At 72.8% G+C, this 8,892-nt stretch carries 8 protein-coding genes and 2 pseudogenes; all 10 read left to right on the forward strand.

All coding sequences use genetic code 11. From position 1 onward, the window contains the following. Positions 1–327, forward strand: a pseudogene (locus G3I41_RS02640) (hypothetical protein); the annotation flags it as partial. A gap of 21 nt (positions 328–348) precedes the next feature. Next, positions 349–1,146, forward strand: coding sequence for an aldose 1-epimerase (locus tag G3I41_RS02645; RefSeq protein WP_164398681.1), 798 nt, complete (start codon positions 349–351; stop codon positions 1,144–1,146). Positions 1,147–1,252: 106 nt separating this feature from the next. Continuing rightward, positions 1,253–1,792: an orotate phosphoribosyltransferase gene (gene pyrE, locus G3I41_RS02650; protein ID WP_164398682.1), complete on the forward strand. Its 540-nt coding sequence runs from the start codon at positions 1,253–1,255 to the stop codon at positions 1,790–1,792. Between the two features lie 200 nt (positions 1,793–1,992). Continuing rightward, positions 1,993–3,015: a class II fructose-bisphosphate aldolase gene (fbaA, locus tag G3I41_RS02655; RefSeq protein WP_164398683.1), complete on the forward strand. Its 1,023-nt coding sequence runs from the start codon at positions 1,993–1,995 to the stop codon at positions 3,013–3,015. A gap of 94 nt (positions 3,016–3,109) precedes the next feature. Continuing rightward, positions 3,110–4,276 carry a MalY/PatB family protein gene (locus G3I41_RS02660; protein WP_164398684.1) on the forward strand — a complete coding sequence of 389 codons (1,167 nt, stop codon included), beginning with the start codon at positions 3,110–3,112 and terminating at the stop codon, positions 4,274–4,276. 82 nt (positions 4,277–4,358) lie between these two features. After that, positions 4,359–5,879, forward strand: a complete 1,521-nt coding sequence (locus G3I41_RS02665; RefSeq protein WP_164398685.1) for an MFS transporter — start codon at positions 4,359–4,361, stop codon at positions 5,877–5,879. Between the two features lie 90 nt (positions 5,880–5,969). Continuing rightward, on the forward strand, positions 5,970–6,383 hold the full coding sequence (locus tag G3I41_RS02670; protein WP_164398686.1) for a DUF3151 domain-containing protein: 414 nt from the start codon (positions 5,970–5,972) through the stop codon (positions 6,381–6,383). Positions 6,384–6,540: 157 nt separating this feature from the next. Further along, a complete protein-coding gene (locus tag G3I41_RS02675; RefSeq protein ID WP_164398687.1) occupies positions 6,541–7,389 on the forward strand; it encodes a tryptophan 2,3-dioxygenase family protein in 849 nt (282 codons plus the stop codon). Continuing rightward, complete coding sequence (gene kynU, locus G3I41_RS02680) at positions 7,382–8,578, forward strand: kynureninase (RefSeq protein WP_164398688.1); 1,197 nt, start codon at positions 7,382–7,384, stop codon at positions 8,576–8,578. The genes G3I41_RS02675 and kynU overlap by 8 nt, the downstream gene beginning before the upstream one ends. 224 nt (positions 8,579–8,802) lie before the next feature. Continuing rightward, a pseudogene (locus G3I41_RS37585) lies at positions 8,803–8,892 on the forward strand (alpha/beta hydrolase); the annotation flags it as partial.

The following is an 8,892-nucleotide window of genomic DNA, read 5'->3' on the forward strand; positions in this document are numbered from 1 at the left end:
GAGCGGGGCGCGGAGCGGGACGGAGAGCCGTCGCAGGAGGAGTCCCTGTTCGACGCGCCCGTTCCGCCGTCGTCGCTGGACCCGGTCGCCGGGATCGAGTTCACCGTGCCGGACGGGCCACCGGCCGAGGCCGCGCATGCCCGGCGCACCATGATCGGGCGCAGCGCGGAAGAGGTCGACCACGCCCCGCCGCGCGGCCGCTACGCCCCCGTGCCCTCGCCGGATTCGGGCGGGGCGGGTGCGACGCTGCGCTGGGTCGCCCCGGCGGCGGCTCTGGCCCTCGCCTCGGCGGTGGTCGTCAGCCGGGCGTTGCGGCGGCGGAGGTAGCGGCGCCAGTAGGGTCGTCCCGTGAGCAGTAGCGAGAAGGACGTCCGGCTCTCCGTCGGCGACACAGAGTTGACCGTGAACCCCGCCAACGGCTGCCGTATCAGCAGCCTGCGGATCGGTGGTACCGAACTGCTGAGGCAGGGGGAGCGGTACGGCTGCTTCCCGATGGTCCCGTGGTGCGGGCGGACCGAGAACGGGCAGTTCCGCGACGGCGGCGTCCTCCACCAACTGCCGCTGACGGCTCCCCCGCACGCCATCCACGGCACCGGCCGCGACACGGCGTGGCACACCGCCCTGGAGAGCGGGACGCAGGCGTCGTTCTACTACGACCTGGCCGACCCGTGGCCGTACCCGGGCCGGGTGACCCAGACCTTCGAACTGGGCGACGACTCCCTCACGTTGGCCTTCGGCATCGAGACGTACGGGGACTCCTTTCCGGCCCAGGCGGGCTGGCACCCGTGGTTCCGCCGCCGCCTCGACACCGGTGAGGAGGTCCGCATCGACTTCGACGCCGCCTGGCAGGAGGAGCGCGGTGAGAACCACCTGCCGACCGGCCGCCGGATTCCGCCGCTGCCCGGACCGTGGGACGACTGCTTCGGGATGCCGGACGGTGTCGACGTCACCCTCACCTGGCCGGAACGGCTGGAGCTGACGGTGAAGAGCCGGTCCGAGTGGGTTGTGATCTACGACGAACAGGACGAGGCGGTGTGCGTGGAGCCGCAGTCGGGTCCGCCGAACGGGCTGAACACCGACCCTCGCTATGTCACCCCGATCGAGCCGCTGGAGATCGCCACCACCTGGAGCTGGCGCCGGCTCTGAGCGCGGGGCGCCGGCGGGCGGGCCCGGACCGGGACGGGTTCCGGACGCGGGTGGGTCCGGACGCGGGCGGGACGTGGTGGAAAACGCGCGCCTTATCCTCGTAGCCATGACTGACGTACGTGCTGAGCTGCTGCAGCAGATCAAGGACAAGGCCGTGGTTCACGGCAAGGTGACGCTCTCCTCCGGCCTGGAGGCCGACTGGTACATCGATCTGCGCCGCATCACGCTGGACGGCAAGGCCGCTCCGATGGTCGGTCAGGTCATGCTCGACGCGACGGCCGAACTGGACTACGACTGCGTGGGCGGTCTGACGCTGGGCGCCGACCCGGTCGCCACGTCGATGCTGCACGCCTCCGCGGCCCGTGGCCAGGAGCTGGACGCCTTCGTCGTCCGCAAGGCGCAGAAGGCCCACGGGATGCAGCGCCGGATCGAGGGCACGGACGTGAAGGGCCGTCGCTGCCTTGTCGTCGAGGACACCTCGACCACCGGCGGCTCGCCGCTGACCGCCGTCGAGGCCGTGCGCGAGGCCGGCGGCGAGGTCGTCGCCGTGGCCGTGATCGTGGAGCGCGGTGCCGCCCCTGCCATCGCCGAGGCGGGTCTTCCGTACGTCCACGTCTACACGGTCCCGGACCTCGACCTCGACTGACCTGGCAGTTTGCCCGAAGGCGGTCGGTTTCACGTGAAACCGACCGCCTTCGTCGTGCGCCCGCGAGCAGGCACCCCCCGGGCTGGGAGGCACCGCCGGGTGGAGCCGGAACCAGAGTCTGGGAAGATGGGGGCGACGATGACGTCGCCCCCAGGTCAGGGACCCAGCACGCACACCCGCACATCCCAAGGAGCGGACAGATGCCCATCGCAACCCCCGAGGCATACGCCGAGATGCTCGACCGGGCGAAGGCAGGCAAGTTCGCCTACCCGGCCATCAACGTGACGTCGACCCAGACCCTGCACGCCGCCCTGCGCGGCTTCGCGGAGGCCGAGAGCGACGGCATCGTGCAGATCTCGACCGGCGGGGCGGAGTTCCTGGGCGGCCAGTACAACAAGGACATGGTCACGGGCGCCGTCGCCCTTGCCGAGTTCGCGCACATCGTCGCCGCCAAGTACGACATCACCGTCGCGCTGCACACCGACCACTGCCCCAAGGACAAGCTGGACACCTACGTCCGTCCGCTGATCGACGTCTCCGCGGAGCGCGTCGCCAAGGGCCTGAACCCGCTGTTCCAGTCGCACATGTGGGACGGCTCGGCCGAGACGCTGGCCGACAACCTGGCCATCGGCCAGGAGCTGCTGGCCAAGGCCGCCGCTGCCAAGATCATCCTTGAGGTCGAGATCACCCCGACCGGTGGCGAGGAGGACGGCGTCACCCACGAGATCAACGACGAGCTCTACACGACCGTGGACGACGCGCTGCGTACCGCCGAGGCGCTGGGTCTGGGCGAGAAGGGCCGCTACCTGCTGGCCGCCTCGTTCGGCAACGTGCACGGCGTCTACAAGCCGGGCAACGTCGTCCTGCGGCCGGAGCTCCTCAAGGACCTCCAGGAGGGCGTCGGCGCCAAGTACGGCAAGACGTCGCCGTTCGACTTCGTCTTCCACGGCGGCTCCGGCTCCACCGCCGAGGAGATCGCCACCGCGCTGGAGAACGGCGTCGTGAAGATGAACCTCGACACCGACACCCAGTACGCCTTCACCCGCCCGATCGTGGACCACGTGTTCCGCAACTACGACGGTGTGCTGAAGGTCGACGGCGAGGTCGGCAACAAGAAGGTCTACGACCCGCGCAGCTGGGGCAAGTCCGCCGAGGGCGGCATGGCCAAGCGCGTCACGGAGGCGTGCGCCAACCTGCGCTCCACCGGCACGAAGCTGAAGTAATCCGGTACGGCTGAGTGGCGTGGGCCCGGCACCCCTCGGGGTACCGGGCCCACGGCATGTCCGGACCCGTCGCGCACGACCCGAGGGAACAGCTGTGAGCACGTCCTACGACTTCGACACCGTGATCGACCGCCGCGGAACCTGGTGCGTCCAGTGGGACGGGGTCGCGGACCGCTTCGGGGTGGACGGGCTGCTGCCGTTCACCATCTCCGACATGGACTTCGAGACCGCCCCCGAGGTGCTGGCCGCCCTGCGGGCCCGCCTCGAACACGGCGTATTCGGCTACACGGACTGGCGGCTGGGCGACTTCCGGCCGGCCGTCGCCCACTGGTATGCGACGCGGTACGGCACCGCGATCGACACCGGGAGCCTGGTGTACGGGCCGTCCGTGCTCAGCCAGCTCTCCCAGCTGCTCCAGATGTGGACGGACGAGGGCGACGGCGTGGTCCTGCACACGCCCACGTACGACGGCTTCCGCAAGGCGGTCCACGGACTCGGGCGGGAGCTGCGGGGCGTGCCGCTGGGGGACACGGACGCACTGGAGCGGGAACTCGCGCGCCCGGACAGCAAGGTCCTCGTGGTCTGCTCCCCGCACAACCCGTCCGGGCGGGTGTGGACGGAGGCGGAGCTCGCCGGGATGGCCGAGCTCGCCGTGCGCCACGGTGTGGCCGTGATCAGCGACGAGATCCACGCGGACTTCGTGCACGGCGGACGTCCGCACGTGCCGTGGACCCGGGTGGGCGGCGACGCGCGCTGGGCGGTCGTCAGCTCGGCGTCGAAGTCGTTCAACTTCCCCGCGCTGACCGGTTCGTACGGCCTCATCGGACGGCCGGAGGACCGGACCGAGTACCTGCGCCGGATGGAGACGGCCGAGGGCCTCGCCTCACCGGCGGTGCTCTCGCTCACCGCGCACATCGCCGCGTACCGGGAGGGCGGCCCGTGGCTGGACGCGGTACGCGCGTACGTCGCGGAGAACCTGGCCCTGGTCGCCGACCGGCTGAACACCGCCTTTCCGGCCCTGGAGTGGGAGCCGCCGCAGGCCGGGTACCTGGCCTGGATCGATCTGCGGCGTGCCGGCGTCCGGGACGACGAGGCGTTGCAGCGCGTCCTGATCGAGCGGGAGCGCGTCGCGGTGATGCCGGGCAGCACGTACGGGGCCGAGGGCTTCGTCCGGCTGAACGTGGGATGCACGCGGAGCAAGGCCGAGGCCGGGCTCGACGCGCTGATCCGGGGCGTCGAGGCGGTACGCGGCGGTGCCTGAGGGCCGGAGCCCTGGCTGACGATTCCCGTCTGCCAGGCCCTACCGGGTGGCCCTTCGGCCGGGTGCCGACGATGCTGAGGCCATGGAGAAGAGCGAGGCGGACGAGCCCGCGATCCGCGTGGCCTCCCCCGTCGGGCGCTGGGTCGTCCTGACGACGGTGCTCGGGTCGAGCATGGCCATGCTCGACTCCACCGTCATCAACGTCGCCCTGCCCCGCATCGGCGACGACCTGGGCACCGACCTGGCCGCGCTCCAGTGGACCGTCAACGCCTACATGCTGACCCTGGCAGGGCTGATCCTGCTCGGAGGGGCGCTCGGCGACCGCTATGGGCGGAGGCGGGTCTTCGTGGTGGGCGTCATCTGGTTCGCCGCCGCCTCGCTGGTCTGCGGCCTCGCGCCGAACGCCCCCGTCCTGATCGCCGCCCGTGCCCTCCAGGGGGTCGGCGGCGCGCTGCTCACACCGGGCTCGCTGGCCCTGATCCAGGCCAGCTTCCACCCCGACGACCGGGCGCGCGCCGTCGGGCTGTGGTCCGGGTTCGGCGGGGTCGGTGCGGCCGTGGGGCCGTTCCTGGGCGGCTGGCTCGTCGACGGGCCGGGCTGGCGCTGGGTGTTCCTGCTCAACCTGCCACTCGCCGCGGTCTGCGTGCCCGTCGCGCTGCGCCACGTACCGGAGTCCCGGGACCCGAGCGCCCGGGGGCGGTTCGACGTCGCCGGGGCGGCCCTCGGCGCCCTCGCGCTCGCCCTGGTGACGTACGCCCTGATCGACGCGCCGGGGCAGGGCGCCTCCCCGGCCGTGATCGGAGCGGCGGCGGGCGGAGTGCTCCTCGGTGCCGCCTTCGTCCAGCTCGAACGGCGGCGCGCACACCCGATGCTGCCGCCCTCGGTGTTCGCGTCCCGCCAGTTCACCGCCGTCAACATCGTCACCCTGTGCGTGTACGCGGCGCTCGGCGGCTACTTCTTCCTCTCCGCGATCCAGCTCCAGGTCGTCGCCGGGTACTCGGCGCTGGGCGCGGGCACCGCGCTGCTGCCGACCACCCTCCTGATGCTGCTGTTCTCCGCCGCTTCGGGCGAGCTGGGCCAGCGCATCGGGCCGCGCATCCCGCTCACCGCCGGGCCGCTGATCGCCGCCGCCGGCATGCTGCTGATGCTGCGCGTGGGGGAGGGATCGAACTCCGTCACCGGCTACCTGACCGACGTACTGCCCGCCGTCGCCGTCCTGGGCGTCGGCCTGGTCACCGTCGTGGCGCCCCTCACCGCGACCGTCCTGGCTTCCGTGGACACGGGGCGGGCCGGGCTCGCCAGCGGCATCAACAACGCCGCCGCACGCGCCGCCGGCCTCATCGCGGTGGCCGCGTTGCCGCTGCTCGCCGGCATGGGTCCGGAGGCGTACCGGGACGCCGGGGAGTTCGCCGCGACGTTCCGGCGGGCGATGCCGATGTGCGCCGGACTGCTGGTGCTGGGCGCGCTGATCGCCTGGGCGACCGTGCGCACCCCCGCTCCCGCGCGCGACACCACGCGGCCCGAGTGCGCGGTCCACTGCGGCGTCACGAGCCCGCCGCTGGAACCCGCGTCGGAGACGGCCCCACCGGACACCACGGGCTGAAGGGCGCGGTGGGTCCGAAGCCGCACGGGCCGGGGGCGGGATTCGTGCCCACCGGGTCACCGGCGGGCCCGTGCCAGGCACACTGGGAGCATGTCGATCCACGAAAACCTGCTCGGGGGCCCGCCCCCGACCCACCTGCCCGACGACCCGGAGCCGCGCGAACTGCTCGCCGCCGGCACGGCCCCCGCCGATGTCGCCGCGAAGTACCCGACCTCCTCGCTGGCCTGGGCGCAGCTCGCCGACGAGGCGTTCGAGGGCGGCCGGGTCGTCGAGTCGTACGCCTACGCCCGCACCGGCTACCACCGCGGCCTCGACGCGCTGCGCCGGGCCGGCTGGAAGGGCCACGGCCCCGTGCCGTTCGAGCACGAGCCGAACCGAGGCTTCCTCCGCGCCCTGCACGCCCTCGCACGGGCCGCGCAGGCCATCGGCGAGCAGGAGGAGTACGAGCGCTGCTCGACGTTCCTGCGCGATTCCTCGCCGACCGCGGCCCAGACCCTCGGCTAGCCGACGCCCTACCGCAGGCCCCGCAGCTCCGCATCCGCGACTGCGGGGCCTGCGCGTGTCCGGAGGCGGCGTTTAGGATGCGAACAGGGGACCGGAGCTCCACTTCCGCAGGGAAGGGGCGGACCGCTACCCGGAAGCTCGTGTCGAGGAGACAGCGATGTCGACGATTCACCCCGACCCCGAAGCCACCGGTGCGGCGACCCCGCACCTCGACTTCGCGGGCACGACTCCGTACGAGGACTATGTCCAGGCGGATGTCCTGACCCACCTCCAGCACCTCCGCTCGGACGATCCCGGCGAGATGGTCTTCCTGGTCACCACCCAGGTCATGGAGCTGTGGTTCACCGTCATCGTCCATGAGTGGGAGACCGCCGCGCACGCGATGCGCGAGGACCGCCTGGACGTCGCGCAGGACGCGCTGAAGCGGTCACTGCGCGAGCTGGAGGCCCTGAACGCCTCCTGGACACCGCTCGCCCAGCTCACCCCCGCCCAGTTCAACTCGTACCGGTCCTCGCTCGGCGAGGGTTCCGGTTTCCAGTCGGCGATGTACCGGCGGATGGAGTTCCTGCTCGGCGACAAGTCCGCGTCCATGCTGGTGCCGCACCGGGGTGCGCCCCGCGTCCACGCGGAGCTGGAGAAGGCCCTCGCGGAGCCCGGCCTGTACGACGAGGCCCTCGCCCTGCTCGCCCGGCGCGGGCACGCGATCCCGGAGACGGTGCTCGGCCGGGATCTGACCCGGAAGTACGAGCCCTCGCCCGAGGTCGAGGCCGTCTGGGCGGAGATCTACGCCAACCCGGATCAGAACGACGAGCTGGTCCGCCTCGGCGAGGTGCTCACCGACGTGGGCGAGCTGGTGTGGCGGTGGCGCAACGACCACCTCCTCGCGACCCGGCGGGCCATGGGCTCCAAGACCGGCACCGGCGGCTCGGCCGGCGTGGCCTGGCTGGAGAAGCGCGCCACGAAGAACGTGTTCCCCGAGCTCTGGACGGCCCGCAGCCATGTCTGATCTGCGGGAGCGCGCACAGGCGCTCGACACCGGGGACGCCCTCGCACCGCTGCGCGAGCTGTTCACCCTGGACGACACCGTCTACCTGGACGGCAACTCGCTCGGCGCGCTGCCGCGCCACGTACCCGCCCGGGTGCAGGAGGTCCTCACCCGTGAGTGGGGCGAGCTGCGCATCCGGTCCTGGGGCGAGAGCGGCTGGTGGACGGCGCCGGAACGGATCGGCGACCGCATCGCCCCGATCGTCGGTGCGGCGGCCGGACAGATCGTCGTCGGCGACTCGACCAGCGTGAACGTCTTCAAGGCCCTCGTCGCCGCGACCCGGCTGGCGCCGGAGGGCCGCGACGAGATCCTGGTCGACGCGCGGACGTTCCCCACCGACGGCTACATCGCCGCTTCGGCGGCCCGGATGACCGGCCACCGGATCGTGCCGGTCGACCCCGCGGACGTACCGGACGCGCTCGGTCCGCGGACCGCCGCCGTGCTGCTCAACCACGTCGACTACCGCTCGGGCCGGCTGCACGATCTGCCGGGGCTGACGGCCGCGGTGCGGGCCGCGGGCGCGATCGCCGTCTGGGACCTGTGCCACAGCGCGGGCGCGCTCCCCGTCGGCCTGGACGAGCACGGCGTGGACCTTGCCGTCGGCTGCACGTACAAGTACCTCAACGGCGGCCCCGGTTCGCCCGCCTACCTGTACGTCGCCGAGCGCCACCAGGCGTCCTTCGACTCGCCCCTGCCGGGGTGGACGTCGCACGCCGACCCGTTCGCCATGACGCCCGGTTACACCCCGGCGGACGGTGCGGTGCGGGGCCGGGTCGGCACGCCCGACATCCTGTCCATGCTGGCCCTGGAGGCGTCCCTCGACGTCTGGGACGGGGTCGGGATCGAGGCGGTCCGGGCCAAGTCCCTGGCCCTGACGGACTTCTTCCTGGAGTGCGTCGAGGCGTACGCCCCCGAAGGGCGGGTCACCTCCGTCACCCCGGCCGCCCACGCGGAACGGGGCAGCCAGGTCGCACTGCGGTGCGACGACGCGGAGCCCGTGATGGCCGAGCTGATCGCGCGCGGTGTCGTCGGGGACCTGCGCCGGCCCGACGTGCTGCGGTTCGGTTTCACACCGCTGTACGTGGGGTTCGCGGACGCGGAACGCGCGGCGCGGGTGCTCGCGGGCGTTCTGGGCGCTCCGACGGCGTAGGCTGCCGCATCCGTCCGGTGACCGGCTCGCCCCGGTCACCGGACGGCGCCGTGCTGCGGGCCGACCGTGCTGCGGGCCGACCGTGGGGCGGGTGCGCGGTGCGCGGTGCGCGGTGCGCGGTGCGCGGGGCCGCGGATTCCCGGTGGGCGGGGGCGGCCGCCGTACTGGTACCGTCCCCGCAGGTCAGGCCAGTTGGGCCGGACGACAGGGAGGGTGGGAGCGGGATGTCGGATTCTGCCGCGCGCGAGCGGGACGCCGCCGAGACCGAGTCGGCGTTCTCGCATCCGGCCGTCGCTCCCGACGCGTCCGCGGCC

Source organism: Streptomyces sp. SID9727, assembly GCF_010550605.1.
Lineage (GTDB): Bacteria > Actinomycetota > Actinomycetes > Streptomycetales > Streptomycetaceae > Streptomyces.

Bases quoted from the DNA above. Each gene is read 5' to 3' on its own strand.
- pyrE (WP_164398682.1), top strand. From the start codon at position 1,253: ATGACTGACGTACGTGCTGAGCTGCTGCAGCAGATCAAGGACAAGGCC.
- fbaA (WP_164398683.1), top strand. From the start codon at position 1,993: ATGCCCATCGCAACCCCCGAGGCATACGCCGAGATGCTCGACCGGGCG.
- G3I41_RS02665 (WP_164398685.1), top strand. From the start codon at position 4,359: ATGGAGAAGAGCGAGGCGGACGAGCCCGCGATCCGCGTGGCCTCCCCC.
- G3I41_RS02675 (WP_164398687.1), top strand. From the start codon at position 6,541: ATGTCGACGATTCACCCCGACCCCGAAGCCACCGGTGCGGCGACCCCG.
- kynU (WP_164398688.1), top strand. From the start codon at position 7,382: ATGTCTGATCTGCGGGAGCGCGCACAGGCGCTCGACACCGGGGACGCC.
- G3I41_RS02670 (WP_164398686.1), top strand. From the start codon at position 5,970: ATGTCGATCCACGAAAACCTGCTCGGGGGCCCGCCCCCGACCCACCTG.